Here is a 25748-nt window from a genome sequence, read left to right on the forward strand (position 1 = left end):
CAATGTTCGCCATTACAGGAGTAACCGGACAGGTCGGCGGCACCGTCGCCACGCAGCTGCTACAGACCGGCTTGCCGGTCCGCGCCATCCTTCGCAACGCCGAAAAAGGCAAGGCCTGGCGCGAGAAGGGCGCCGAACTGGCGCTTGCCGAAATGACCGACGCCGATGCGCTGACCGCCGCCTTCACCGGTGCGGAGGGCGTCTTCCTGCTGATCCCGCCGACCTTCGACCCGACACCCGGCTTCCCGGAAGTGCGTGCCGTCATCGCCGCCTTGAAGACGGCGCTGTTGCGGGCGCGACCGGAAAGGGTCGTCTGCCTCTCCACCATCGGCGCGCAGGCCGAGGAGCCGAACCTGCTCAGCCAGCTTGGCCTCGTCGAGCAGGAGCTTTCGAGATTGCCGCTGCCGATCGCATTCCTCCGCGCCGCCTGGTTCATGGAGAATGCCGCATGGGATGTGGCGACCGCGCGCGAGGCTGGCGTCATCGCAAGTTTTCTCCAGCCTCTCGACCAGGCCTACCCGATGGTCTCGGTCGCCGATGTCGGCGAAAGGGCCGCGTCACTGTTGCAGGAGAGCTGGACCGGCAAGCGCATCGTCGAGCTGCAGGGGCCGGAGAAGGTAACACCCGCCGATATCGCAGCCGCCTTCTCCAAGGTGCTCGGCAAGCCGGTCAGCGCGGAAATCGTCGCGCGCGACAGCTGGGAGGCGCTGTTCCAAGGGCAGGGCATGCGCAACCCCACGCCGCGCATCCGCATGATCGATGGTTTCAACGAAGGCTGGATCTGCTTCGAAGGCCAGCCAGAGAAGGGATCGACGACGTTGGAAACAGCCATTCGCCGGCTGGTCGAAGCCGCCTGACACAGAAGAAAGGCCGCGGACGAAACATCCGCGGCCTTTCCATATCAATTGGACACTCGGTGTCAGAGATTGCTCATTCCGCCATCGATGACGAGTTCGCTACCGACGATATAGGCGGCCTCGTCGGAGGCGAGGAAGATCACGGTCTTGGCGACTTCAGCCGCGTCACCGAACCGGCCGACCGGGATCTGCGACTGGATATGATCGGCCATCGCCTTCGAATCCGCCTCCGATGCGCCGAGCTTACTGTAGAGCGGCGTGGCGATCGGGCCGGGGCTGACGGCGTTGACGCGGATGCCGCGGCCGATCAGTTCGCCCGACAGCGTCTTGGCGAGTGTCAGGAGCGCCCCCTTCGTCAGCGAATAGACGCTGGAGTTCGGCATGCCGATATGCGCGTTGATCGAGGTGTTGAGCACGATCGCGGCCTGTTTGGAGAAGATCGGCAGCAGCGCCTGGATCAGGAAGAACGGACCCTTGACGTTGATTGCGATCGACTTGTCGAAGGCGGCCTCGCTCCATTGCTCGACAGGGCCGAACTCGGCCACGCCGGCATTGACGAAGAGGATGTCGAGATGGCCGAAGGCGTTCTTGATGGCTTCGGCGACCACCTGCTGCCCGGCGACATTGCCGGCATCGGCCTGGATGACGATGGCCTTGTCGCCGAGTTCGGCGCGGGCGGCTGCGACGCTGTTGGCGCTGCTGCCGGTGATGGCGACGCGGGCGCCTTCGGCGATGAACTGGCGGGCGGTTTCAAGGCCGATGCCGCTGGTGCCGCCGGTGATGAGGGCAGTCTTGTTCTGAAGGCGTGACATGGATTGATATCCTTGTGGGGTGGGCTGCTTGCCCATGATGTGTTGTTGGGGGGCGGTCAGCAGAATGCCTTGCGGTTCGGTTGCGATCACCCCCTCCGAAAGGCGAAGGTGATCGATGAGCTATGCGTGTCAGGTGCGGGTGATCGAGGCGCCGCCATCGACCAGCGAGGCCGTGCCGGTCACGAAGCTGGAATCGTCGGAGGCGAGGTAGAGCACCGAGCGGGCCAGTTCGTCAGGCGTTGCCACGCGCTTCAGCGCATGCAGGTTGGTGACGAAGCCTTGCTTGTCCGGCGTGTCGTTCATCTCGCGATACATGTCGGTATCGACGGCACCTGGGAGCACCGAGTTCACGCGCACGTTCTTCGGGCCGTATTCGGCGGCCAGCGCCTGCGTCAGGCCGATCAGGCCGGCCTTGCTGGCGGCGTAGGCGGCTACTCCGGGGAAGGCGAAGCTGTAGCCGACGAAGGTCGAGGTGAAGATCACCGAGCCGCCGCCGTTCTTCTCCATCTGGCTGATCTGGTGCTTGGCGGCAAGAAAGGAGGCCGTCAGGTTGATCGTCACAGCTTCGGTGAACCCGGCTTCCGAAACGCCAGTGCTCGGGCCTGCCTCGCCGAGGATGCCGGCATTGTTGAAGGCGATGTCGAGCTTCCCGTAACGTTCGACGGCGGTGGCGACCAGCGCCTTGTGATAATCTTCCGAGCGCACGTCGCCGGCAACGGCGACTGCGTCTCCGCCGGCGGCCTTGATCTCTTCGACCAGGCTGTCGAGCTCGGCCTGGCGGCGGGCGCCGACCACGACCTTGGCACCTTCGGCGGCAAAGAGCTTGGCCGTTGCGCGGCCAATGCCGGCGCTGGCACCAGTGATGATGGCGACTTTTCCATTCAAGCGGTTCATTCTTCCATCTCCTTTTTGGGTTGGGGTGGCGTTTGCCGCCCCGTTCGATGAGTGGAAGATGGCATTTTCCTTTTGTTCGGATTAGTCTCCAAATAGCGGAACTCGAATTCGGAAATGCCGAACGATGATCAGGATTGAGGGAATAACGGCATTCGTGTCGGTGGTGGAATCCGGCTCGGTCAGCGAGGCGGCGCGGCGCCTTCGCCTGTCGAAATCGGTGGTCAGCGAAAGGCTGGCCGAACTGGAGCGCTCGCTGGGCGGCATGCTGCTCCACCGCACCACCCGCAAGCTGACGCTCACCGAGGACGGCACCGCCTTTCTCGAGCGCGCTGCCCGCATCGTCCGCGAGATCGAGGACGCCACGGCGGAGATGGCCGAGCGGCGCGGCACGCTCTCCGGTCCCTTAAGGATCGCCGCCCCCGTCACCTTCGGCCGCATGCATCTCGGCCCGGCGCTCTATCCGTTTCTGGCGAAGCACCCGGAGATTCAGCTTGTGCTCGATATCGATGATCGCCGCGTCGATGTCTCCTCGGAAGGCTATGACGCCATCGTGCGCAACGGGCCGATCGTCGATTCCCGCCTCGTCGTCTGGAAGCTCAGCCGCAGCCGTCGTCTGCTGGTCGCGTCACCCGATTATCTGGAGCGCCACGGCACGCCGAAGACGCTCAATGATCTCGATGGCCACAAGGGGATTTTCTACACCAATCGCGGCGTCTCCGACTGGCGCTTCCAGACGCCCGATGGCGCCATCGTCGTGCGCGCCAGTCAGGTGCTCGGCATGAACAATGGCGACATGATCCGCGATGCGGCTGTCGCCGGCCTCGGCATCGCCTTGCTCCCCGCCTTCATCGCAGGCCCGGCTGTGAGCGAGGGGCTGCTGAGCGAGATCGACGTCGGCTACAAGCCCGAGGCCGAGTTCATCTACATGGCTCATCCCGAAGGTCGCAATCCCTCCGCCAAGCTGCGCGCCGTCGCCGATCACCTGCGCAAGACCTTCGGTGATCCGCCCTATTGGGATCCATCAGGCTGATCAGGCAAGGTTGATCAGATCAGGCTCATCAGATTGCCGACGACGCGCGACCGCCGCGCCTTCAGCATCGCCAGCCCCAGCCGCGCCACCAAAGGCGGCCCCTCGATCGGCCGGTAGGCGACGCCGTCGAGTTTGAGATGCGCGAGCGAGCCCGGCACGATCGAGACACCGAGATCGGCGGCGACCAGATTGATGACCGAAGGGATCTGCGGCGCCTCCTGCGTCACGACAAGCTCGAAGCCCGCATCCCGGCAGCCGCGCACGATGTCGTCGTAGAGGCTGAGGCCGACGGTGCGGGGAAAGAGAATGAAGGGCTCGCCCGCAAGTGCGGAGAGCGGCACAGTCTTCAGCTTCGCCAGCGGATGGTGCGCCGGCAGCGCGATCAGCATCGGCTCGTCCGCCAGCCGTTTCAGGTGCACATCCCTCGGGTCTTCGAGGCCGGGGCGGATGAAGGCGGCGTCGATCTCCTGCCGCATCAGCTTTTCCATCAGCCAGTTGCTGTTCATCTCGGTCAGCGACAGGCTCACATCCGGCCATTGCCCGCGAAACCGGCGGATCGTGCCGCTGACGGCGGTGTTGAAGGCCGACGACGCCGTGAAGCCGAGCGCCAGCCGTCCTGTCTCGCCGCGCGTCGCCCGCTGGGCGGCCAGCTTCGCCTTTTCGGCCGAGGCAATCGCGGCGCGCGCCTCCGGCAGAAATGCCGATCCCGCCTCCGTCAGCTCCGCGCCATGCGGCACACGGTGAAACAGCGCCGCCCCGATCTCGTTTTCGAGATCGCGGATCTGCTGGCTGAGCGGCGGCTGGCCGATGCCGAGCTTGGCGGCGCCGCGGGTGAAATTCCGCTCCTCGGCCACGGCAAGGAAATAGCGGATATGGCGCAGCTCCATCGGTATCTCCAAAACCTATCAAGAAAGCCAGTTTCATATATTGGACAAATGATGGTCCGTTGGCTAGATCAAAGGGCGTGAAAGGTTGGTCCTCAATGCCACGCGCCGCAGACAAGCAGTCCGTCCCCTCGGAAATCCCCTCCCGTCCTCATCTCACCGTCATCGAGAATGCCGCTCCCCAGCACCAGGGAAGCGAAGCGCAGGAAAAGCAGTTCCTGCTGCGCGGCACCCCGGCCTACAGGCGCGCCAGCATCGCGCTGTTTCTCTCGGGCTTTGCGACCTTCTCACTGCTCTATTGCGTCCAGCCGCTGATGCCGATCTTCGCCAGCGACTTCGGCATCAGCCCGGCCGCGAGCTCGCTCTCCCTGTCGCTATCGACGGGTCTGCTTGCCTTCGCCATCTTCTGCGCCGCCGCCGTCTCCGAAAGCTTCCGCCGCCGCAGCCTGATGTTCGCCTCGCTGTTGGGCGCTGCCCTCTGCACGATCGCCTGCGCGCTGGTCCCGAGCTGGCATGCGCTGCTGGTCATCCGCGCGCTTGAAGGCCTGCTCCTCGGCGGTGTGCCCGCCGTCGCCATGGCCTATCTCTCGGAAGAGATCGATCCCCGCGGCCTCGGCGCCGCCATGGGCCTCTACATCGCCGGCAACGCCTTCGGCGGCATGGCCGGCCGCGTCGTCACCGGCACGCTGGCCGAGTTCTTCTCCTGGCGCATCGCGCTCGGCACGCTCGGCGCCATCGGCCTTGCGGCGGCCATCGGCTTCTTCCTGCTTCTGCCCGCCTCGCGCAACTTCACGCCGCGCAAGGGCTTCAACGCCCGCTTCCATCTTGGTGCCTGGGCCGGCCACATCAGGAGCCCGGCGCTGCCGTTCCTGTTTGCCATCGGCTTCCTCGCCATGGGCACCTTCGTCACGGTCTATAATTATATCGGCTTCCGCCTCGTCGAAGCGCCCTACAATCTGAACCAGACCGAGCTCGGCCTGATCTTCACGGTCTATATCTTCGGCATCGCCGCCTCCTGGATCGCCGGCCTGCTTGGAGACCGCTTCGGCCACTTCGTCGTGCTGCCTTCTGGCATCGCACTATCCGCGATCGGCGTGGCGCTAACGCTCTCGGCCTCCCTGCCGCTGATCATCCTGGGCATCGTACTCCTGACCTCCGGCTTCTTCGTCGCCCACTCGGTCGCAAGCGCGCTGGTCGGGCGGCTCGCCAAGGGCACCAAGGGCCACGCCTCGTCGCTCTATCTCCTGTCCTATTACATCGGCTCCAGCGTCGCCGGCTCCGTCGGCGGATACTTCTGGGGCGCCGATGGTTGGAGTGCCGTCGTGATGTTCACTCTGACGCTGCTCGCGATCGGCATGGTCGCCGCACTCGCCGCAGCAAGATTGTCGCGCCGGTAGCAAAAATAGAAAAAGCCCGCGACATGGCGGGCTTTCTAACTAGATGCGGGCGCATGGGAGCTGTCAGCTAACCACCCAGGCGATATAAACAAGCGTCAGCGCGATCAGCCAGAGCGCCCAGCGGCCGGAGCGGCTGTGGCGGGCTTCCGACTTGCCGATCGCGTCGGCCGTCTCGGCGTCGAAGCGCAGGCCGTTCTCGCTCATCCGTAGCAGCTCGTGGTGGAACTTCTCGGTCTTGGCGGCGATCTCCGGTGCCGCCTCGGCGAGCTTCACGGCAGCCTTCAGCCCGTCCTTGATATCGGTCGCGATCCGCTTCGGTCCGAGATTGTTGCGAATCCATTCGCCGACGACGGGTTCGGATGCCTTCCACATGTTGAAGCGCGGATTGAGGATGCGGGCGACGCCCTCGACCACCACCATGGTCTTCTGCAGCATCACCAGCTCGGGCCGTGCGGCCATGTCGAACAGCTCGGTCACCTCGAACAGCAGCGTCAGCAGCTTGCCCATTGAGATCGTCTCGGCCGGCTGGCCGTGGATCGGCTCGCCGATCGCGCGGATCGCCTGCGCGAAGCTCTCGACATTGTGGTGGCCGGGCACGTAGCCCGCCTCGAAATGCACCTCGGCGACGCGGATATAGTCGCGGGTGATGAAGCCGTAGAGGATCTCGGCGAGGAAGCGGCGTTCCTTTTTCCCGAGACGCCCGACAATGCCCATGTCGACGGCGACAATCATGCCCTTGGGGTCGACGAAGAGATTGCCCGGATGCATGTCGGCATGGAAGAAGCCGTCGCGCAGCGTATGGCGCAGGAAGGACTGGATCAGCGTGTCGGCCAGCGCATTGAGATCGTGGCCGGCGGCCTTCAGGCCCTCGACATCGGACATCTTGACGCCGTCGATCCACTCCATGGTGATGACGTCGCGTCCTGTTCGTTCCCAGTCGACGGTCGGAACGCGGAAGCCCGGATCGTTCTGGGTGTTCTCGGCGATCTCCGAAAGCGCTGCCGCCTCGAGCCGGAGGTCCATCTCGACCTTGGTCGTCTGCTCCAGCGTCTTCGTCACTTCCACCGGCTTCAGGCGCCGGCTGGAGGGCATGAAGCGCTCCTGCAGATGGGCGACGAGATACATCGCCTCGAGATCATGGGTAAAGCGCTGGCGCACGCCGGGGCGCACCACCTTGACGGCAACCTTCTTGCGTCCCAGCGGCGTCATCACCTCGGCCGGATGCACCTGCGCGATCGAGGCTGCGGCGATCGGCTCGCCGAAGCTGACGTAGAGCTCATCCACCGGCCGGCCGAGCGATCCCTCGATATTGGCCTTGGCGGCGGCATCAGGAAAGAAGGCCATCCGATCCTGCAGCTGCGACAGGTCGTCCGCGAACTCGACGCCGACGACGTCGGGACGCGTCGCCAGGAACTGACCAATCTTCACATAGGACGGCCCCAGCCGCTCGACGGCCTTGGAGAGCCGGTCGCTGCGCTTCTGGGTCTTGGCGCGCTTGCGCGCAAACATGCCGACGAAGGACTTGGCAGCCGCGACCGATGGCGGAAGTTCGTCGGAAGGCAGCGCCGAGACGACGCCCTCGCGCACGAGAATCCAACCAACCCGCCAGAGCTGGAAATATGCCGAAACAGTGCTCATTCCGGCTTAAAGCTTCCAGCCGGAGTGAAGGGCGGCGATCCCGCCGGTATAATTGGTGTAGCTGACGCGCGAGAAGCCGGCATTGCGGATCATCGCGGCGAAGTTTTCCTGGTTGGGGAACTTGCGGATGGATTCGACCAGATACTGATAGGGCTCGGCATCGCCGGTGATCGCCTTGCCGAACTTCGGAATGGCGTTGAACGACCAGCTTTCATAGACGCGGTCGAGCAAAGGCATGTCGACTTCGGAGAACTCGAGCACCAGCAGCCGGCCGCCGCGCTTCAGCACGCGGTAGGCTTCGCTGAGCGCCACGTCGATGCGCGGCACGTTGCGGATGCCGAAGGCGATCGTATAGGCGTCGAAGCTGTTGGCCTCGAAGGGCAGTTCCTCGGCGTTGGCCTCGACGAAGGTCAGATTGTCGGAGAGCTTCTTCTTGGCGGCGCGTTCTGCGCCGACAGCCAGCATCGATCCGTTGATGTCGAGCACGGTGGAGTGCGCCATCCGGTTCGAGGCTTCGATGATGCGGAATGCGATATCGCCGGTGCCGCCGGCCACGTCGAGCGTCTTGTAGCCGGGCTCCTTGCGCGGGTTCAGCGCCGCGATCATCGCATCCTTCCAGACGCGGTGCATGCCGACCGACATGACGTCGTTCATGATGTCGTAGCGCTTGGCGACCTTATGGAAGACTTCGTTGACGAGGCCCTGCTTTTCGCCGCCTGAAACTTCGCGGAAGCCGTATGATGTTTCCATGCCGCCGTCGGCGGAGGTGCGGCTGTCTGACATCGAATACTCCAATCTCTTAAATCAACGCGGCGACCATAGCGAAATCAGGCAGGCGACGCTATCTGTGGGCAACGGTCCGGTCCGCGACACCATGGCGCTATAGCGCACATCGCGGGCGGTTGAAACATGTTCGATATAGATGGGTTAAGATGCCGGAATTGCCAGAAGTCGAAACCGTCAAACGCGGCCTCGCGCCTACGATGGAGGGCGCGCGCATCGTCAAATTGGAGCTTAGGCGAGGGGACCTGCGCTTCCCGTTTCCGGACGCCTTCGGCGAAAAGGCATCCGGCCGCACCATCGTCTCGCTGGGCCGCCGCGCCAAGTATCTGCTGATCGATCTCGACAGCGGCGCCACCATCATCGCCCATCTCGGCATGTCCGGCTCCTTCCGCATCGAGGCCGGCCCGATCGCCGAAACCCCCATCTCCGAAACACCGGGCGAATTCCATCACCCGCGCTCCAAGGATGAAAAGCACGATCACGTGATCTTCCATCTGGAAGGGCCGTCGGGCCAAAGCCGCGTCATCTATAATGACCCGCGCCGCTTCGGCTTCATGGACATGGCCGATCGCACCGCGCTCGACATCAATCCCTTTCTCTATGGGCTCGGCCCGGAGCCGACAGGCAATGCGCTCAGCGCCGCCTATCTGGCCGAGCGCTTCAAGGGCAAGGCGCAGCCGCTGAAGAGCGCGCTGCTCGACCAGAAGAACATTGCCGGCCTCGGCAATATATATGTGTGCGAGGCGCTATGGCGCGCGCACCTGAAGCCGACGCGGCCCGCATCGACCCTAGTGACGCCGACCGGCAAGCCTACAAAGCAGCTCGACCTGCTGGTCTCCTCGATCCGCGACGTCATTGCAGATGCGATCAAGGCGGGCGGCTCGTCGCTGCGCGATCATATCCAGACGGATGGCTCGCTCGGCTATTTCCAGCACTCCTTCTCCGTCTATGATCGCGAAGGGCAACCTTGCCGTACGCCCGACTGCGGCGGTACCATCGCCCGCATCGTTCAGGCCGGGCGCTCGACCTTCTATTGCCCTACTTGCCAGAAATAACTGTCTGCCAGAAGTAAGCCTGGGCATTGGCCCGACCGGGAGGAACGCATGTCTTATGAAACGCTGATCGTCGAAACCCGTGGCGCCGTGGGCCTGATCACGCTGAACCGCCCGCAGGCGCTGAATGCCTTGAACTCGACGGTGCTGAAGGAACTGCTGCAGGCCTACGCCGCATTCGAGAATGACGACGCCATCGGCGCCATCGTCCTCACCGGCTCCGAGCGCGCCTTTGCCGCCGGCGCCGATATCAAGGAAATGCAGTCGCTCGATTTCGCCGATGTCTACCGCCGCAATTTCCTCGGCGGCTGGGAGGATGTCGCCAAGGTGCGCAAACCCGTCATCGCCGCCGTCAGCGGCTTCGCGCTCGGCGGCGGCTGCGAGCTCGCCATGATCTGCGACTTCATCATCGCATCGGAGACCGCCAAGTTCGGCCAGCCGGAAATCACGCTTGGCGTCATCCCCGGCATGGGCGGCTCCCAGCGCCTGACGCGCGCCGTCGGCAAGGCCAAGGCGATGGACATGGTGCTCACAGGTCGCATGATGGATGCGGCGGAAGCCGAGCGGGCAGGACTCGTATCGCGTGTAGTCGCGCCCGATCGTCTGCTCGATGAAGCGCTCGAGGCGGCGGCCAAGATCGCGTCGCTGTCGCGCCCCTCGGTGCTGATGGCCAAGGAGGCCGTCAACCGCGCTCTGGAGACCACGCTGGAGGAAGGTCTGCGCTTCGAGCGCCGCCTGTTCCACAGTCTCTTTGCGACGGAAGATCAGAAGGAAGGGATGACAGCCTTCATCGAAAAGCGTAAACCCGCCTTCAAGAACCGCTGAGCCCTGAAGAGAAAAGGCGACGGTTCCTTGAAAATGCGCGTTGACGCCGGTCGGCTTTAGGGTTATATGCCCGCCCAAGGTTCGGGAAGCCAGTCCGGTTTTCCGATAATACTCCCGCATTGCTGTGTAGGAAGTGGCTGCAAGGCCCGCGGCGGTAGCGGAATTTGTTCGAATTCTTGAGAGAGGCATCCATGGCCAATACAACTTCGGCGAAAAAAGCGACCCGCAAGATCGCCAGCCGTACCGACGTCAACAAGGCTCGTCGCTCGCGCGTTCGCACGTTCGTTCGTCAGGTCGAAGAAGCACTCGCAGCTGGCGATGCTGCCAAGGCCAAGGAAGCTTTCCAGGCCGCGCAGCCGGAACTGGCCCGCGCAGCAAGCAAGGGCGTCCTGCACGCCAACACGGCATCCCGCAAGGTCTCGCGCCTCGCAGCTCGTGTGAAGGCTCTGTCGGTCGGCGCGACCGCTTAAGCTTCCATTAATAAAGACAGCTATATGATTAGCCCGGCAACTTTGTCGGGCTTTTTCGATTCCGGCTATTGCTCGAACTGTGGTTAATTTGGCGACGATTTCGTGTCCGGCAAATGACACAAAAAAATGAATTATAACAATGGCTTGTGTCAGGTTGCTGTTGAACTGGGAGACTCAGACCTTCCGCTGCGGGGTCTAAAACGAGTCAAGAAGCTTTTTTCTTTTTTTCTTTTTATGCGTGTCAAAATTGCCGGTTTCCGGAATCTCGTTGATTCAAAAGCGATTCTTTTTTTGCTCCAGTGCAGCGCCCTAAAACTGCCCTGAGAGTCAACCGGCCACGGTCGATTTTGAGCAAAATTCCCCGTTGATCTCCACCCCCGATCCTGCCTAAATGCCTCTCAACAAGGGGCTCGGACATCACCTGTTTTAAGGCTTGGTCTGAAACTGCCACGTCGGCAGGACGATGCTTTAGTGTCTTTTGTTACGGAAGTTTCGACCTCCGGATTTTCACGCACCGATGCAGATTGGACTGCGGCTTTGGCTGCCGCGGAACGGGATCATCTGTGCGCCTTTTTTGAGGGCTGCACGCAGCGCGTGCGATCCTAATAAAGAGAAAAAGCATACGCAGGCAGGCTGGTGTTCGTTGGACGAGGAGCGGACACCTAGGAGACGGGAAGCAACAAGATCGCATGAAGCGGTTGGCTTCGCCTCCAACAGTCGCCTCTCGTTAAGAGGCACGCGTTTGAGTGAACCGGCCGACGGCAGAGCATGAGGGTGATGCTGTCAGGTCATAAGCGGGGAAATGATCGGGCGACCAGGATTAGGTCGGCCGATGGAACTATAAGGCGGCAAGATGCACATGAATTCGATGGCGGCGAGTGCTTTGGACAACTCGGACAAGGTATCTCAGACGTTAGGCTCTATTTGCCCAGACGCGGCGGGGGAAAAGGGAGACATGAAGAATGATGGCATACTTTTTGACAGAGCAAGTGCACGCCTGAAGGCGCAGGTCGGTCCGGATGTCTACGCAAGCTGGTTTGCACGACTGAAGCTCCATTCCGTCTCCAAGAGTGTCGTACGGCTGACGGTCCCAACAACTTTTCTGAAGTCCTGGATCAACAATCGCTACCTCGACCTGATCACCGGCATCTTCCAGGCGGAAGACGCTGAAATCCTGAAGGTCGAAATCCTGGTTCGCACGGCAGCGCGCGCAACCAGCAAGCCGGAAGAAACGGCGACCCAGGAGCCGGTTTCATCCGTCGCACCGATCCGTCGCCCGGTCGCTCAGCAGGCCGGCCAGATCGTCCAGCAGGCTGTTTCGGCAGCGTCCGCAGCGCGTCCGGCGACCTCTGGCCAGCCGCTCTTCGGCTCGCCGCTCGATAACCGCTTCACCTTCGACACCTTCGTCGAAGGCAGCTCCAATCGCGTCGCTCTCGCGGCCGCAAAGACCATTGCCGAAGCCGGTCAGGGCGCAGTGCGCTTCAACCCGCTCTTCGTTCATTCCACGGTCGGTCTCGGCAAGACCCATCTGCTGCAGGCGATCGCCAATGCAGCCGTACAGAACCCGCGCCAGCTGCGCGTCGTCTACCTGACGGCCGAATACTTCATGTGGCGTTTCGCAACCGCGATCCGCGACAATGATGCGCTGACGCTGAAGGACTCGTTGCGCAACATCGATCTTCTGATCATCGACGACATGCAGTTCCTGCAGGGCAAGATGATCCAGCACGAGTTCTGCCATCTTTTGAACATGCTGCTCGACAGCGCCAAGCAGGTCGTCGTCGCAGCCGACCGTGCGCCCTGGGAGCTGGAATCGCTCGACCCGCGCGTTCGTTCGCGTCTGCAGGGCGGTGTGGCGATCGAGCTTGACGGCCCGGATTACGAGATGCGTCTCGAAATCCTCCAGCGCCGTCTTGATGTCGCCCGCACCGAGGATCCGTCGCTGGAGATGTCGACCGAGCTGCTCAACCACGTTGCCCGCAGCATCACCGCCAGCGGCCGCGAACTGGAAGGCGCCTTCAACCAGCTGCTCTTCCGTCGCTCCTTCGAGCCGAACCTGACGGTCGAGCGCGTGGACGAGCTTCTCGCCCACCTGGTCGGCTCCGGCGAGCCGCGCCGCGTGCGTATCGAGGATATCCAGCGCATCGTCGCCCGTCACTACAACGTGTCGCGCCAGGAGCTGGTCTCGAACCGCCGTACGCGCGTCATCGTCAAGCCGCGCCAGATCGCCATGTATCTGGCCAAGACCTTGACGCCGCGCTCCTTCCCGGAGATCGGCCGTCGCTTCGGCGGACGTGACCACACGACGGTTCTGCACGCTGTGCGCAAGATCGAGGAGCTGATTTCAGGTGATAGCAAGCTGTCGCACGAGATCGAGCTGCTGAAGCGCCTGATCAACGAATAGTCGCGATCATAGCATCGAAATTAAGCGGCCGGGAGCGATTCCGGCCGTTTCCTTTTATGCGCTGTTTATTTTATACAGCCCTTTCAAGCATACGCGCGGCGGGAGGAAAACGCCGCGCCTTGGGAGGATATAAATGAGCTTTACGAAGATCGCCGTACTCGGTCTGGGCAAGGTCGGGCGGCTGGCCGCTACGCTTTTGCATGAGGGCGGCTTCGAGGTCACGGGTGTGGACGCGCAGCTGCCAGTGGGCGAGGTGCCGTTCAAGTGCCATAGCGGCGACATCTCAGATCCCGCCGTCATCAGTGAATTGCTGTCGGGTGTCGACGCGGTGCTGTCGTGCCTGCCCTATCACCTGAACATCGGGCTGGCGCGCGCCGCCCATGCCGCCGGCATCCATTATTTCGATCTGACGGAAGATGTGCCCACCACCAACTTCATCATCGAGCTTTCAAAGACCGCGCGTGGCCTGATGGCGCCGCAATGCGGTCTTGCCCCTGGTTTCGTCGGCATCGTCGGCTCGAGCCTTGCCGATGGCTTCGATCGCTGCCGCTCGATCCGCATGCGCGTCGGCGCCTTGCCGCAAAATCCGACGGGCCTGTTGGGCTATGCCTTCAACTGGTCGCCGGAGGGCGTGGTCAACGAGTATCTGAACGATTGCGAAGTGATCGAAGGCGGCGTGCGCAAGCTGGTGTCGCCGATGGAGTGGCTGGAGACCATCTACGTCGAGGGCGTGAAGCTCGAGGCTTTCACGACCTCGGGCGGTCTCGGCACCATGTGCGACACGCTGCTCGGCAAGGTCGAGAACCTCGACTACAAGACCATGCGCTATCCCGGCCATATGGATCTGATGAACTTCTTCTTTCACGAGCTTCTGATGCGCGACAAGCGCAAGCTCGCCGGCGAGATCCTGACGGAAGCCAAGCCGCCCGTCGATGACGATGTCGTCTATGTGCATGTCGCCGCCGAAGGCACCGAGCGCGGCAGCCTGCGCCGCAAGGAGTTCGTGCGCGCCTATTACCCGATCGAGATATCAGGCGCCCGCCGCACGGCAATCGCCTGGACAACCTCGGCATCGGTCGTCGCCGTCATCGAGATGGTTCGCGACGGCCTGCTGCCCGCAACCGGCTTCCTGCACCAGGAGCACATTCCGCTCGACATGTTCCTGAAAACCCCGACCGGCAGCCTCTTCAAGACGGGTGCGTCCCGCAGAGCCTGATCGCTGCTCGCATCATTGCCGGACGGCCGGGAGCAATCCCGGCCGTTTGCTTTTGGCGCGCGCCTCTGCATAGTCGGCGTCAGACGATTGAGGCGCGAGGCTGATCATGCCGGCATTGCTTTTTTCCGATGACTTCGATGCGCCCGAGCTGAACGGCGAAAACTGGCTGCCCTGCTATCTCCCGCATTGGAGTTCGTGGGAAGCATCGCAGTCGCGCTACAAGATCCGCGATGGCTACCTCCGGCTGGTGGTCGAAGACGACCAGCAGCCTTGGTGCCCCGAATTCGATGGCGGCGTCAGGGTCTCCAACCTGCAGACGGGCCATTGGTCCGGCCCGGTCGGCAGTCGCGCCGGCCAGCACCGGTTCAATCGGGATCTCACCGTGCGCGAGGCGATCCCGCCCCGCCGCCTTTTCCTGCCGCATTACTGCCGTCTGGAGATGCGCGCCCGCGCAAGCCTCAACCCATGGAACTTGGCGGCGTTATGGCTGATCGGCTTCGAGGACGAGCCGCATCGCTCCGGGGAGATAACCGTGTTCGAAGTCTTCGGCCGCAATGTCGAGCGCGATGCGGTGAAGATCGGGCGCGGTATCAAGAAGATCCACGATCCGAAACTGACAACGGAACTCGATGAGACGAGCGTATCGATCGCTGTTGGCGACTGGCATGTCTACGCGATGGACTGGACGCCCGAGGGGATCGATTTTCTCGTCGATGGGGCAATCGTGACGCAGACCCGCCAAAGCCCCGATTATCCGATGCAGCTGATGCTGAACCTCTATGATCTGCCCGGCGACGAGGATCGCTCGCAGGCGCTCACGGCCACATTCGACATCGACTACATCAAGGCGTGGGACATCTGACGCGCCGCGTCGGCGTCGGTTCTGAATTGAAACGGCGCAATGCGTCTATTGCGGATTGCGCTGGCTGGGCAGTGCGCAGCGATTGCCGCAGCTCGCGACTCCTGGCAGCATGTAGCGCAGGCAGCAGAGCTTGCGCCGCTGGATCATCTGCCCGCCTTCCTCGACTTGTCTAACGTTGCCGCACAGCGGATTCGGCCCGCCATCCGGCAGGCATCCGCGCACGAAGAGCGGCAGGTCGGGCGCGGAGCGCCCACCACTCTCGCTATCGGTCAGCCGCAGCGTATAGTCGATGTAGACGGCGGCGTTGTTCCACAGGAGCTTGGCCGAGAGCCCGCAGCGCTTCAAGCGCTCGACGGCCATGTTGAGATGGCCGGACATCAACGGCCCGACCACGGAAAATTCGTCGCCGCTCGTCTCTTCGCCAATCATGCCGCGATGGGAAACGCCGAAGGCGCGCGGCAGCCCGTCCTCGGTCAGCGCGATCGTCATCTCCTCGAAGGCAACCGGCAGCACCTGGCCAGCCAGGCGGCGGGCGAGCAGATAGGGAATGCTGATCCCGGCGAAGTAATAGAGCGACCACATGGAGACGACGGCACGGCGATCCGTGCCTTTGGTGACCTCGGTGTACCGGTCGATCGCCCGCTCGAAACCGCCATCCTCGAAGAATGTAGCGAGGGTGACGCCACCGGCCAGCTCATCCGCCAGCATCATCTTCTCGCGGCACCAGGCGTGATCGCCGGAAAAAGCGTGCGACAAGCCGATCGGCTGCGGGAGCCCGGGCGCCGTCCGCGCGATCTGTTGAACTGCCATGACTGAGGTTCGGCCTTGCCCGTATGCGTCTTAATCCTGACTATGATAATCAGCAAATACGCGCCGGGAAAGTGTTTTATGAGTGCGGGTGTCCACTTTTTCGGCGATTGCTGAATTAAGCGCGCAGGCGCCGCGATCAGCGCTGCGCTTCGGAGAGCAGCCAGCGGCGGAAGGCGGCCGCTGCCGGCCGTTCCAGCGCCTGGCCGGGATAGACAAGATGGAAGGCGAGCCGGCTGGCGACCCCGACGGGGAAGGGAGCGACGACTTGGCCGTCTTCCAGTTCAGTCGTCACGAAGGAGCGCCGCATCAGCGCGAAGCCGAGCCCCGCCTTCATCGCCTCGTAAGCGCCGTTACCGTGCATGAAGACCGGCCCACGGGCGGCATCGACATTGCTCGCGCCCGCCGCTTCCAGCCATAGCTGCCAGTCGTGGCGGTAGACGTCGTGGATCAGCTGGAACGGCGCTAGTGCATCGGGCGACGGATCCGGGCCGAGCTCACCGGCGAGTTTCGGCGTGCAGACCGGCACCAGCTCGTCATCCACCAGCCGCTCGCTGACGAGCCCGTCATAGCCCCCGAGCCCATGGCGTATGGCGAGGTCTATGCCATCGCGCTGGAAATCCATCACCCTGTGCGAGGCGCTGATACGCACGTCGATCTCCGGGTTCAGCGCTTCGAAGCGCGAAAGCCGCGGCACCAGCCAGTAGGTCGCAAAGCCCGCTGTGCATGTGACGTTCAGCACCGTGCCGCGGTTTCGCGCCGTGATCGCCGCCGTCGCCTCGCGCACCAGCCGAAAGGCCGCCCGCAGCGTCGTGAAATAGTCTGCACCCTCAGTCGTCAGCGCCAGTGCCCGCGTCTTGCGCTCGAACAGGCGCACGCCGAGCGATGTCTCGAGATCGCGGATCTGCAGGCTGACGGCGCCCGGCGTCACATTGAGTCCCCGCGCCGCAAGCGTCATGCTCAGATGCCGGGCGGCGGCCTCGAAGGCGCGGAGCGCCGAAAGCGATGGAAGAAAATCACTCATGCTTTAGCTCAGCTCAATCATGAAACGAAAAAGACTCGTTTGTCGCATGGCCCTGACCGCCATAGTATATGCGTCAAGGCGATCATTCTAGATGTAAGCTTGACCGTCACGGATAAGAATAACTCGACGGACGATAACAGGCCGCGCAGGAATCGGGTGGTGCAGGCTAGCGCCGAGCGCTAAGCCAGCCATGCCGCAAAAGGGAGAGAAGCGATGCAGCAGAGACAGATGGGCCTTGCCGAATGGGGAATGTTGCTGGTGCTGTCGCTGCTCTGGGGCGGCTCCTTCCTGTTCAACGGCATCCTGGTGAAAACCCTGCCGCCGTTTACCATCGTCACCGGCCGCGTGCTGATCGCCGCCGTCGCGCTGAACCTGATCGTGCGCGCCACCGGTCACGCCATGCCGCGTGACGGCAAGTCCTGGGCGGCCTTCTTCGTCATGGGCCTGATCAACAACATGATCCCCTTCTGCCTCATCGTCTGGGGGCAGACGCATATTGCGAGCGGCCTCGCCTCGATCCTCAACGCCACCACGCCGCTCTTCGGCGTCGTCGTCGCGCATCTGTTGACAGCGGATGAGAAGATGACCGGCAACCGCCTGCTCGGCGTCATCGTCGGCTTTGCCGGCGTCGCCTACATGATCGGCTTCGATGCGCTGCGCGATCTGGGAACCAATGTGCTGGCGCAGCTCGCCGTTCTCGGCGCCGCGCTCTCCTATTCCTTCGCCGGCATCTACGGCCGCCGCTTCCGCCAGATGGGCATGGCACCGCTTCTCCCTGCCGCCGGCCAGGTCACCGCCTCCAGCGTGCTGATGCTCCCCATCGCCCTCATCGTCGACCACCCCTGGACGCTCGCCGCCCCCTCTATGGAGACCTGGATGGCGCTCTTTGGTCTGGCGCTGCTGTCGACGGCGGTCGCCTACGTCCTCTTCTTCCGCATCCTCGCCACGGCGGGAGCCACCAACCTCATGCTCGTCACGTTCCTCATCCCCGTCAGCGCCATCCTGCTCGGCGCCGCTATCCTCGGCGAGCAGTTGCAGGCCAAGCATCTGATCGGCATGGCGATGATCGCGATCGGGTTGGCTGCAATCGATGGGCGGTTGTTTGCGCGGGTGCGGAGGAGGGTGGTGTGAGCGCGGGAGTTATTTAGAAACAACAGGATAGCGCAGAGCCCGGAGCCCCCTCATCCGACCCTTCGGGCCACCTTCTCCCCGTTGGGGAGAAGGGAGGTTGGAGCGAGTGGCTCACTCCAAGTCTCTTCTCCCCAACGGGGAGAAGGTGCCGGCAGGCGGATGAGGGGGCTTCACGGTAGGAAGCTAACCGCCTGAACCGCTCCCCAAATCAACAAGCCAGATCAGCCACCACCGAATCCAGAATCAGCATCCCCGACGGCGTGCAGCGGATGCGCGAATTGCCGATCCGCTCGATAAACCCGTGTTCCAGTAAAAACTCTTCGCGCTTCGGGTCGGGATCACGGCCCGAGAGCTGCTGCCAGCGGGCGAGATCGACGCCTTCGGTGAGGCGCAGGCCCATCAGCAACAGTTCGTCGGCCTGTTCGTCATAGCCGAGCTGTTCTTGGTCGAGCACGCCGTGGCCATCGCGCTCCACGAGCTCCAGCCAGGCTTCCGGCTTGCGCTCGGTGGCGGTGGCGAGCTTGATGGGGCCGCGTGTCAGCCGTCCATGCGCGCCGGGTCCGATGCCGGCATAGTCGCCGTAGCGCCAATAGGTGAGGTTGTGGCGGCTCTCCGCGCCCGGGCGGGCGTGGTTGGAGACCTCGTAGGCGGGCATGCCCTCGGCGGCGGTGATTTCCTGCGTCGCCTCGTAGAGCAGCGCCGACTGGTCGTCGTCAGGCACGACGAGCTTGCCCATCTTGTGCAGCCCGAAGAAGGGCGTGCCCTCCTCGATCGTCAGCTGGTAGAGCGACAGGTGATCGACGGCATAGGAGATCGCTTGCTTGAGCTCCCGCTCCCATTCCTCCACCGTCTGCTTCGGACGGGCGTAGATCAGGTCGAAGGACATGCGCGGGAAGATGTCGCGCGCCAGCTTGATTGCCTTCAGCGCATCCTCGACATCGTGCAGACGCCCGAGAAATTTCAGGTCACGATCGTTCAGCGCCTGCACGCCGAGCGACACGCGGTTGACACCGGCGGCGCGGTAGCCGCGAAAACGCTCGGCCTCTACGCTGGAGGGGTTGGCCTCCATGGTGATCTCGATACCCTCGGGCATGTGCCATTCCTTGGCGATGCCGTCGAGAATGGCCGAAACCGTGGATGGGTTCATCAGCGATGGCGTGCCGCCGCCGAGGAAGACGCTGGTCACCGTTTTCGGGCCGCTCAGCTGCCGCATCGCCGCCATCTCCTTCAGGAAGGCGGCGGTGAAGCGCTCCTGGTCGACAGGCTGGTGGCGCACATGGCTGTTGAAGTCGCAATAGGGGCACTTGGCGGCACAGAACGGCCAATGCACGTAGACGCCGAAGCCGGGCTCGCCGGTATCGGGCAAAAGAGATGCATAGCGCGTCAGGTTAGGCTGTTCCAAAGTATCCACGATTCGGGTCTTAAGCGTCCAGGCAGGTTTCGACGAAGATCTTGAAGGCGCGGGCGCGGTGCGAGAGGGCGGCAGCGTCGCCCGGCTTCCAGCCGTGCTTCTCTTCCGCGCTCATCTCGCCGAATGTGGTGTCGTAGCCCTCGGGCTGAAAGACCGGGTCGTAGCCGAAGCCTTCCGTGCCGCGCGGCGGCCAGGCGACGAAGCCTTCCACTTCGCCGCGGAACATTTCGGTGTGCCCATCCGGCCATGCCAGGCAGAGCACGCTGACGAAGCGCGCGGTGCGCTGCTCCGGCGTGGTCGCGCCTTTCTCCTCGAGAGCGGTTTCGACCTTTTGCATCGCCATGGCAAAATCGCGCGTCCCATCGGCCGTTTCCGCCCAGTTGGCGGTGTAGACACCAGGTGCGCCACCGAGCGCGTCGATGACAAGGCCGCTGTCGTCGGAGAGCGACGGCAGGCCCGACGCCTTGGCCGAAGCCAGCGCCTTGATGGCGGCGTTTTCCTCGAAGGTCGTGCCGGTCTCATCCGGCTCCTCGAATTTCAGTTCGGCTGCCGATTTCGCCGAAAAGCCGAAAGGACCGATCAGGTCGGCGATCTCGCGTATCTTGCCGGCATTGTGGCTGGCAACGACGATGGTGCGGGTATCGAGCTTGCGCATGAGCGGTCCTTCAAAGATTCCAAAGTTTGGGTTCGGCGCATTCCAGGCTGTTGCCGTCAGGATCGCGGAAATAGATCGATCGCGCCCCGTTCGGCCAGCAGAAATCGCTTTCGATGGAAACGCCCGCTTTGTTGAGCTTTTCCGCGATCAAGTCAATCGCTTCCGCACTCATCCGGAAACAGGCATGCCCCGCGCCCGTCGTGCCATGCGGCGGAACCGGCAGCGCGTCAGAAGAGGGCGGCTTGATCGTTTCATGGCGGTTGAAGATCAGAAGGATGCCCGGGCCGCAGCGGAAGAAGACGTGCCGGTTGTCATGGCGCAGAACTTTCTCGAGGCCGAGAACATCGCGATAGAAGCGCTCGGCGGCATCGAGGTCGTCGACATAAAGCGCGGTTTCAAGAATGCCGTCGATCATGCTGTCATTCTCCGGGGCGCCAAAGACCCTCTCTGGCCTGCCGGCCATCTCCCCCACAAGGGGGGAGAACCGCTGGGCGCGCCCGCCTGCCTCAATCGAGGCTCGGCGGTGCCGCTAGGTTAAGCCCTCCCCCTTGTGGGGAGGGTTGGGGAGGGGACTTGCTTGCTACAGCCTCTCAGCTGTCCTTAGCAAACCCCTCAGGCAATCGCCGCCTTCTGCATCTCCACCAGCTCGGCAATGCCGTTCTTGGCAAGCGCCATCAGCGCGCCGAACTCTTCCTCGCTGAACGGCGTGCCCTCGGCCGTGCCCTGGATCTCGACGATCCCGCCGGCGCCCGTCATCACGAAGTTCGCGTCGGTCTCGGCCGATGAGTCCTCGAGGTAGTCGAGATCGATGACAGGCTGGCTGGCGAAGACACCGCAGGAGATCGCGGCGACGTGGTCCTTCAGGACCCGCTCGACCTTGATCATGTTGCGGCTTTCCATCCACTTCAGGCAATCGTAGAGCGCGATCCACGCGCCGGTGATCGATGCAGTGCGGGTGCCACCGTCGGCCTGGATGACGTCGCAGTCGAGCGTGATCTGGCGTTCGCCGAGTTCCTTGAGGTCGACCACGGCGCGCAGCGAGCGGCCGATCAGGCGCTGGATTTCCTGGGTGCGGCCACCCTGCTTGCCGGCGGCGGCTTCGCGCTTCATGCGGTCGCCTGTTGCGCGCGGCAGCATGCCGTATTCGGCGGTGACCCAGCCCTTGCCGGTGTTGCGCAGCCACGGCGGCGTCTTTTCTTCAAGGCTCGCGGTGCAGAGCACATGCGTGTCGCCGAATTTCACCAGACAGGAGCCTTCGGCGTGCTTGGAAAAGTTGCGCTCGAAGGTGACCTTGCGCATCTGGTCGGTTTTTCTGCCTGATGGCCGCATCCTAATTCTCCTCGGTGCACGGGACCGGGAACGCGGGCGCGATCCCAGGCTTCATCCTATGTGCGGGTCTGTTGTTGACCGCTTCTACGATTGGCGGCGCCCATTTGCAAATTCCCTTTTGCGCGCACGGGGAGATTGGCTATATTTTGCGGCATCATTATCAGCATGGGTGCGCAAGGCTTAATGGAATTCAGGTCGTCGACGATTTCGGACGCCGTTGCCGCGCTGGACGAACGCTCCAAGGAAATCTTCCGTCGCATCGTCGAGGGCTATCTGGAGACGGGCGAGCCGCTGGGCTCGCGCAATCTTTCGCGCATCCTGCCCATGTCGCTGTCGCCGGCCTCCGTGCGCAATGTCATGAGCGATCTGGAAGAGCTCGGCCTCGTCTATTCCCCGCATGTCAGCGCCGGCCGCTTGCCAACGCAAGTGGGCCTGCGCTTCTTCGTCGATGCCTTCATGCAGGTCGGAGATCTCTCCGCCGAGGATCGCGCCAATATCGACCGGCAGGTGCGGGCGGAAAGCCGTGATGGCCCGATGGAAGCGATGATGAACGAGGCAAGCCGCATGCTGTCGGGCATGTCGCGCGGCGCCGGTCTCGTCATCACCTCGAAGAGCGATCCCGTGCTCAAGCACGTCGAGTTCATTCGCCTGGAGCCCACCAAGGCGCTGGCCGTTCTCGTCGGCGATCACGACCAGGTCGAGAACCGCATCATCGAACTGCCCGCCGGCGTCACCTCCTCGCAGCTCACCGAAGCCGCGAACTTCCTCAACGCCCACATGACCGGCCAGACGCTGCCCGAACTGCGCAGCCAGCTCGGTCGCTTGAAGGCTGATGTGCGCCACGAGCTCGACGCGCTGTCGCAGGATCTGGTGGAGCGCGGCATCGCCGTCTGGTCCGGCAGCGCGGATGAAGGCAAGCCGGCGCAGCTCATCATCCGCGGCCGCGCCAATCTCTTGGAGGGGCTGGGCAATCCGGATGATCTCGATCGCCTGCGCATGCTGTTCGATGATCTCGAGAAGAAGGACAGCCTGCTGGAGCTGCTGAATCTGGCCGAAAGCGGCCCTGGCGTGCGCATCTTCATCGGCTCGGAAAACAAGCTCTTCTCGCTCTCCGGCTCCTCGCTGATCGTCGCACCCTATCGCGACGAGGACGACCGCATCGTCGGCGCCGTCGGCGTCATCGGCCCGACGCGGCTCAACTATTCGCGCATCGTGCCGATGGTCGATTACACCGCACAGCTGATGGCGAGGCTCTCGCGCCCGTCCAAATAACGCTATTCCGGCAGCTGCACGCCGGAACCGCCCATCTCCGAAGGCATGTCCTTGAACTTCGGCAGCCCGTCCTTCACGTGCAGGATGGTGTCTTCGTAGTTCACATGCATGGTCGGCTTGTAATCGAGATCGGGGATAACGGGCGCATAGACGTCGGTCACGCCCCAGAGCGGATGCTCGCTGTAGAGATGCCCGCCGCAGGTGTCGCAGAATTTGCGCACGCTGTAATCGGTCTTCTGGAAGCTCTCCACATGCTCGCCACCCTTGGTGACCCGAACCGCCTGCGGCTGCCGAGCGTGAAGGTGTTGATCGGCCCGGCCGACCAGTGCTGGCAGGAGCGACAATGGCAATAGCCCATCGCGACAGGCGTGCCGGTCACGGTCAGTTCCACGGCACCGCAAAAGCATTTCCCGACATAGACGTTTTCGTCGGCCATCTCAGCACCTCCCAGGTTGGGAGATGAGTGTCGCACCATATCAGCCTTTGCGAAAGTAAGAATGACATGTGGCTGCCGCCTCGCTGTCGCTTTCATATGCGGTCGTCACGGGCCGAACATGCCTGTGTTTCCGACCTTCTTCGTCACGCAGACTTGATTTTTGATGTTCAAAGTTCGATATCGGGCACATCCAAAAGCCACCAATGACCGGAGAACGTCATGACTGACGAGACGACGAAGAACGGACCTGACGCAGCCGCGGAAGAAGCCGCAGCCGACGCCGCCGCAAACGTCGAGAACGAGACCGCAGCCGAGCCCGATCCGATCGAGCTCCTGAAGGCTGAGAATGCCGAGCTGCGCGACCGCTATCTGCGCCTCGCCGCCGACATGGACAATCTGCGTCGCCGCACCGAGCGCGAAGTCAAGGACGCCAAGTCCTATTCCGCAGCCGGCTTCGCCCGCGACATGCTGGCTGTCTCCGACAACCTGCGCCGCGCGCTCGACGCCATTCCGGAAGAGGCCCGCGCTGGCGCCGATGCCGGCCTGACGACGCTGATCGAAGGTGTCGAGATGACCGAGCGCTCGATGCTGTCGACGCTGGAGCGCCACGGCGTGCGCAAGCTGGAGCCAGTCGGCCAGAAGTTCGACCCGAACTTCCACCAGGCGATGTTCGAAGTGCCGAACCCCGACGTGCCCAACAACACCGTCGTCCAGGTCGTCCAGGCCGGCTATTCCATCGGCGAACGCGTATTGCGCCCCGCCATGGTCGGCGTCGCCAAGGGCGGCCCGAAGATCGTCGAAGCCGAAACCAACTCGGTCTTCGACCAGAAGGACGCCTAATCCAATCGGGCCCGCCTGAGCGGGCCTGATCTCATTCAAGATAGTCAGATGCGGGCGAAGCGTTCGATCAGGAGATCGAAGAAGCCGTCCGCGTCGACATCGCGCATCACGGTCGCGTTGCGCTTGCGGTCGGTCACGTGCCACCAGTCGACCACGGTCATGCCGACGGTCAGCTCGGACTTTACCTCGATCTCGACATTGCAGACCCGTCCCTTGAACAGCTCCGGCTTCAGCAGATAGGCAACGACCGTCGGGTCGTGCAGCGGGCCGCCGTCCGAGCCGTATTTCTCGATATCGAAGCGCTCGAAGAATTCCAGCATCTCCACCATCGCGATCGCCGGTCGCGTGCCGATCTCGGCCATGCGCTTGACGCGCGACTTCAGCGTCAAGAGCTTGTGCGTCACGTCGAGCGGCATCATCACGATCGGTACGCCGGAGCGGAACACGATATCGGCTGCCTCGGGATCGACATAGATGTTGAATTCGGCCGCCGGCGTGATGTTGCCGCCCTCGGAATAGCCGCCTCCCATCATGACGAGCTCGCGCACGCGGCCGATGATATCTGGCGCCTTCTGGAAGGCGAGGCCGACATTCGTCAATGGTCCGAGTGTGCAGAGCGTTACCGTGCCTTCCGGCTCGCTGCGCAGCGTCTCGATGATGAAGTCGACGGCGTGGCCCGCCTGCAAAGGCATGGTCGGCTCGTCCAGCTCGGGGCCGTCGAGGCCGGTCTTGCCATGCACATGCTCGGCGGTGACGAGCGGCCGCGCGATCGGCTTGTCGGCGCCGGCGAAAACCTTGGTGTCGGTCTTGCCGCAGAGCTCGCAGACGATGCGCGCATTGCGGCTGGTATAGGAGAGCGGCACGTTGCCGGCGACGGTGGTGATGCCGAGCAGTTCCAGTTCCTCAGGGCTGCCGAAGGCCAGCATGATCGCGGCCGCATCGTCCTGACCGGGGTCGGTGTCGATAATGATCTTTCTCGGGTTTGCCATTCCGTTCGTCCCATCCTCCCGGTGCATATGTCGATGCATGCACCATCTGTTTATCTTCCCGGCGCAAATCGGCACAGCCGGCGCGGGGCAGGATTTGATGCGAGGCGCGGCAAGCTTTGTCAAGGCGGTGCAGTCGCGTGCTGGGAGAGGCGCACGTCTTGCTTCCCTGTCTTGCGCCCTGTCTTGCGAATGACAGCATTCGTTCCCATATTAGCAACATCCGGATGCTGTCTTCAGGTCCGGAAGGGTCGCTTGCATCAAGGACTTGGAACGCTGATGAGCCGTATGACGCCTTTCGCCAGCCCGCTGTTGCTGGGTTTCGACGCCATGGAAAAGACGCTGGAGCGGATTTCCAAGGCGAGTGACGGATATCCCCCCTACAATATCGAGCGCCTCGCCGCCGACCGCATCACCGATGATCCGGAGCGCTTGCGCATCACGCTGGCTGTCGCCGGCTTCAGCGAGGAGGAACTCGACATCTCCGTCGAGGAAAACCAGCTGGTCATCCGTGGCCGTCAGGTCGAGCAGGGCGAGCGGGAATATCTCTATCGCGGCATCGCAGCCAGGCAATTCCAGCGCACTTTCGTGCTGGCCGATGGCATGCAGGTTCTTGGCGCGGGCCTGAAGAACGGCCTGCTGTCGGTGGATCTCATTCGTCCGGAGCCGTCGCGTATGGTGAAGAAAATTAACATTTCGGTCCCACAGTAGGACAACGGCGCAAATCGCACCG

25 protein-coding genes and 2 pseudogenes are annotated in these 25748 nt (G+C 63.0%); 14 read left to right on the top strand and 13 right to left on the bottom strand.

Annotation, left to right across the window (positions count from 1 at the left end; translation table 11 throughout):
- Positions 1-2 precede the first annotated feature (2 nt).
- Positions 3-857: an NmrA family NAD(P)-binding protein gene (locus J5286_RS02065; protein ID WP_209188890.1), complete on the top strand. Its 855-nt coding sequence runs from the start codon at positions 3-5 to the stop codon at positions 855-857.
- 62 nt (positions 858-919) lie between these two features.
- Here J5286_RS02065 and J5286_RS02070 read toward each other — a convergent pair whose 3' ends face one another.
- On the bottom strand, positions 920-1669 hold the full coding sequence (locus J5286_RS02070; protein WP_047506987.1) for an SDR family oxidoreductase: 750 nt from the start codon (positions 1667-1669) through the stop codon (positions 920-922).
- Positions 1670-1798: 129 nt separating this feature from the next.
- Positions 1799-2563: an SDR family oxidoreductase gene (locus J5286_RS02075; protein WP_209188892.1), complete on the bottom strand. Its 765-nt coding sequence runs from the start codon at positions 2561-2563 to the stop codon at positions 1799-1801.
- Positions 2564-2687: 124 nt separating this feature from the next.
- Between J5286_RS02075 and J5286_RS02080 the strand changes: the two genes are divergently transcribed.
- Positions 2688-3593, top strand: a complete 906-nt coding sequence (locus J5286_RS02080; protein WP_209188894.1) for a LysR family transcriptional regulator — start codon at positions 2688-2690, stop codon at positions 3591-3593.
- A 14-nt stretch (positions 3594-3607) separates the two neighbouring features.
- Here the strand turns inward: J5286_RS02080 and J5286_RS02085 are convergent, their stop codons facing one another.
- Positions 3608-4480 (bottom strand): LysR family transcriptional regulator, encoded by an 873-nt coding sequence (locus J5286_RS02085; protein ID WP_209188896.1) that lies wholly within the window; start codon positions 4478-4480, stop codon positions 3608-3610.
- Positions 4481-4575: 95 nt separating this feature from the next.
- Between J5286_RS02085 and J5286_RS02090 the strand changes: the two genes are divergently transcribed.
- Positions 4576-5874 (top strand): MFS transporter, encoded by a 1299-nt coding sequence (locus J5286_RS02090; RefSeq protein WP_209188897.1) that lies wholly within the window; start codon positions 4576-4578, stop codon positions 5872-5874.
- Between the two features lie 63 nt (positions 5875-5937).
- Here the strand turns inward: J5286_RS02090 and ubiB are convergent, their stop codons facing one another.
- A complete protein-coding gene (gene ubiB, locus J5286_RS02095) occupies positions 5938-7512 on the bottom strand; it encodes a 2-polyprenylphenol 6-hydroxylase (protein ID WP_209188899.1) in 1575 nt (524 codons plus the stop codon).
- Positions 7513-7518: 6 nt separating this feature from the next.
- Positions 7519-8295, bottom strand: a complete 777-nt coding sequence (gene ubiE / locus J5286_RS02100) for a bifunctional demethylmenaquinone methyltransferase/2-methoxy-6-polyprenyl-1,4-benzoquinol methylase UbiE (RefSeq protein ID WP_047507000.1) — start codon at positions 8293-8295, stop codon at positions 7519-7521.
- Between the two features lie 149 nt (positions 8296-8444).
- On the opposite strand from ubiE, the gene mutM reads away from it, so the two are divergent.
- From mutM to J5286_RS02130, 6 genes are all read left to right on the top strand, one after another.
- Positions 8445-9350, top strand: a complete 906-nt coding sequence (mutM, locus tag J5286_RS02105) for a bifunctional DNA-formamidopyrimidine glycosylase/DNA-(apurinic or apyrimidinic site) lyase (RefSeq protein ID WP_209188901.1) — start codon at positions 8445-8447, stop codon at positions 9348-9350.
- Positions 9351-9398: 48 nt separating this feature from the next.
- A complete protein-coding gene (locus tag J5286_RS02110; protein WP_209188903.1) occupies positions 9399-10172 on the top strand; it encodes an enoyl-CoA hydratase in 774 nt (257 codons plus the stop codon).
- A gap of 191 nt (positions 10173-10363) precedes the next feature.
- Complete coding sequence (gene rpsT / locus J5286_RS02115) at positions 10364-10642, top strand: 30S ribosomal protein S20 (protein WP_018898162.1); 279 nt, start codon at positions 10364-10366, stop codon at positions 10640-10642.
- Positions 10643-11495: 853 nt separating this feature from the next.
- Positions 11496-13046, top strand: coding sequence for a chromosomal replication initiator protein DnaA (dnaA, locus tag J5286_RS02120; RefSeq protein WP_209188904.1), 1551 nt, complete (start codon positions 11496-11498; stop codon positions 13044-13046).
- Between the two features lie 133 nt (positions 13047-13179).
- Positions 13180-14262 (top strand): saccharopine dehydrogenase family protein, encoded by a 1083-nt coding sequence (locus J5286_RS02125; protein ID WP_209188906.1) that lies wholly within the window; start codon positions 13180-13182, stop codon positions 14260-14262.
- A gap of 106 nt (positions 14263-14368) precedes the next feature.
- Positions 14369-15124: a glycoside hydrolase family 16 protein gene (locus J5286_RS02130; RefSeq protein ID WP_209188908.1), complete on the top strand. Its 756-nt coding sequence runs from the start codon at positions 14369-14371 to the stop codon at positions 15122-15124.
- Between the two features lie 45 nt (positions 15125-15169).
- Here the strand turns inward: J5286_RS02130 and fhuF are convergent, their stop codons facing one another.
- Both fhuF and gcvA read right to left on the bottom strand, forming a co-directional pair.
- Complete coding sequence (gene fhuF, locus J5286_RS02135; RefSeq protein ID WP_209188910.1) at positions 15170-15934, bottom strand: siderophore-iron reductase FhuF; 765 nt, start codon at positions 15932-15934, stop codon at positions 15170-15172.
- 136 nt (positions 15935-16070) lie between these two features.
- Positions 16071-16955: a transcriptional regulator GcvA gene (gcvA, locus tag J5286_RS02140; protein WP_209188912.1), complete on the bottom strand. Its 885-nt coding sequence runs from the start codon at positions 16953-16955 to the stop codon at positions 16071-16073.
- A gap of 213 nt (positions 16956-17168) precedes the next feature.
- On the opposite strand from gcvA, the gene J5286_RS02145 reads away from it, so the two are divergent.
- Together J5286_RS02145 and J5286_RS31690 are read left to right on the top strand one after the other, a co-directional pair.
- The gene (locus J5286_RS02145; protein ID WP_209188914.1) at positions 17169-18086 is read left to right on the top strand and encodes a DMT family transporter; all 918 of its coding nucleotides are present in this window, start codon (positions 17169-17171) and stop codon (positions 18084-18086) included.
- Positions 18087-18124: 38 nt separating this feature from the next.
- A pseudogene (locus tag J5286_RS31690) lies at positions 18125-18256 on the top strand (endonuclease domain-containing protein); the annotation flags it as partial.
- Between the two features lie 38 nt (positions 18257-18294).
- On the opposite strand, the gene hemW reads toward J5286_RS31690, so the two are convergent.
- From hemW to rph, 4 genes are all read right to left on the bottom strand, one after another.
- Entirely contained in the window at positions 18295-19497 is a 1203-nt protein-coding gene (gene hemW / locus J5286_RS02150) for a radical SAM family heme chaperone HemW (RefSeq protein ID WP_209188915.1), read from the bottom strand.
- Positions 19498-19507: 10 nt separating this feature from the next.
- Positions 19508-20152 (bottom strand): RdgB/HAM1 family non-canonical purine NTP pyrophosphatase, encoded by a 645-nt coding sequence (gene rdgB / locus J5286_RS02155; protein ID WP_209188917.1) that lies wholly within the window; start codon positions 20150-20152, stop codon positions 19508-19510.
- A 10-nt stretch (positions 20153-20162) separates the two neighbouring features.
- Complete coding sequence (locus J5286_RS02160; RefSeq protein WP_018898170.1) at positions 20163-20567, bottom strand: VOC family protein; 405 nt, start codon at positions 20565-20567, stop codon at positions 20163-20165.
- Positions 20568-20764: 197 nt separating this feature from the next.
- Entirely contained in the window at positions 20765-21481 is a 717-nt protein-coding gene (rph, locus tag J5286_RS02165) for a ribonuclease PH (RefSeq protein WP_112982013.1), read from the bottom strand.
- Positions 21482-21664: 183 nt separating this feature from the next.
- Between rph and hrcA the strand changes: the two genes are divergently transcribed.
- A complete protein-coding gene (hrcA, locus tag J5286_RS02170; RefSeq protein WP_018898172.1) occupies positions 21665-22753 on the top strand; it encodes a heat-inducible transcriptional repressor HrcA in 1089 nt (362 codons plus the stop codon).
- Positions 22754-22755: 2 nt separating this feature from the next.
- On the opposite strand, the pseudogene J5286_RS02175 reads toward hrcA, so the two are convergent.
- Positions 22756-23189 (bottom strand): annotated as a pseudogene (locus tag J5286_RS02175) (GFA family protein).
- 219 nt (positions 23190-23408) lie between these two features.
- Between J5286_RS02175 and grpE the strand changes: the two are divergent.
- Complete coding sequence (gene grpE / locus J5286_RS02180) at positions 23409-24029, top strand: nucleotide exchange factor GrpE (protein WP_018898174.1); 621 nt, start codon at positions 23409-23411, stop codon at positions 24027-24029.
- 44 nt (positions 24030-24073) lie between these two features.
- On the opposite strand, the gene J5286_RS02185 is transcribed toward grpE, so the two are convergent.
- Positions 24074-25018, bottom strand: a complete 945-nt coding sequence (locus J5286_RS02185; RefSeq protein WP_209188919.1) for a nucleoside hydrolase — start codon at positions 25016-25018, stop codon at positions 24074-24076.
- A gap of 276 nt (positions 25019-25294) precedes the next feature.
- Between J5286_RS02185 and J5286_RS02190 the strand changes: the two genes are divergently transcribed.
- On the top strand, positions 25295-25726 hold the full coding sequence (locus J5286_RS02190; protein WP_047507035.1) for an Hsp20 family protein: 432 nt from the start codon (positions 25295-25297) through the stop codon (positions 25724-25726).
- Positions 25727-25748: the final 22 nt, after the last annotated feature.

Source organism: Rhizobium sp. 16-488-2b (assembly GCF_017741815.1).
Lineage (GTDB): Bacteria > Pseudomonadota > Alphaproteobacteria > Rhizobiales > Rhizobiaceae > Rhizobium.